Origin of the sequence: Corynebacterium sp. CNJ-954, from assembly GCF_001942345.1 — a bacterium.
In the GTDB taxonomy this organism is placed as follows: Bacteria; Actinomycetota; Actinomycetes; order Mycobacteriales; family Mycobacteriaceae; genus Corynebacterium.
Genome location: NZ_MKKI01000039.1, coordinates 1 through 1,165 on the forward strand (window position 1 = coordinate 1; position 1,165 = coordinate 1,165).

General features: G+C 60.0%; 1 pseudogene. It reads right to left on the reverse strand.

Annotated features, from left to right (window positions below):
• Nucleotides 1-100: 100 nt before the first annotated feature.
• A pseudogene (locus BJF89_RS11405) lies at nucleotides 101-1,110 on the reverse strand (ABC transporter ATP-binding protein).
• Nucleotides 1,111-1,165 lie beyond the last annotated feature (55 nt).

The following is a 1,165-nucleotide window of genomic DNA, read 5'->3' on the forward strand; positions in this document are numbered from 1 at the left end:
CCGGTCAGCAGGATCGCGTACACCACCGTCGACCGCATACTGAACAACTTCGTGATCTCAGAACGAAGGGCATAAAGCAGACTAGTCATGATTTCTCCTCCTACTTTCCTACAGTCGGGACGACAACAGCATCCGTGGATTCAGTGCGGTACTCCTGCACATCAGCAGTAGCAGCCAGAAAACGCGACTCCAGATCCTCACTATCCGCACGCAAACCAGTCACCAACACCCCCGCAGAAACGCAGCCTCAGCCACAGCCCGACGCACAACCTCATCAGAGACACCATCCGGAACATCCACCGTCAACTGCGACCCCGACACCTCCCCAGCACCAGCACCAGCACCGGCACCATCAGCCTCACCCACGGCATACCCGGCAGTGAAACCCGCATTCCCCAACGCCGTGGACAACACCTGACCACTACGAACATCAACAGTCTCCACCACCACCCGAGCACCACCGGCAAGGAACTCCTCCATCGAATACTCACCAATCATCCGACCCTTACCAATCACCACCAACCGATCCGCAGTCTGCTGCATCTCCGAGAGCAGATGCGACGACACCAACACCGCACGACCCTCAGCAGCCAACGCCCGAATCGTCCGACGCATCCAACTCACCCCCTCCGGATCCAACCCATTGACCGGCTCATCCAGAATCAGATGCGACGGATCCCCCAACAACGCACCCGCCAAACCAAGACGCTGCTTCATCCCCAACGAATAACCCCCCACCCGCTTATCACCGGCAGAACCCAACCCCACCAACTGCAGACACTTATCCACCCGCGCATCCGAGATACCCGCACCCCGGGCCAACACCTTGAGGTGCGACCGGCCACTGCGCCCCGGGGTGAACCAGCTCGCCTCCAACAACGCCCCGGCCACCGCCGGCTTATCCACCACCTGAGCAAAACCCTGCCCATCGAACAGGGCCCGGCCCTCACTGAGCCGATCCAACCCCAACACGCACCGCATCGTGGTCGACTTGCCCGACCCATTCGGCCCCAGAAAACCAGTCACCGCCGCATCAGGAACCCTGAACGACACATCCTCGACGGCCTGAAACCGCCCGTACCTCTTCGACAAACTCTCAACTGTGATCATGACTACCAGTCTTCTCCCCCACCACCACCGCACACATCGACCCACAGACTGATCT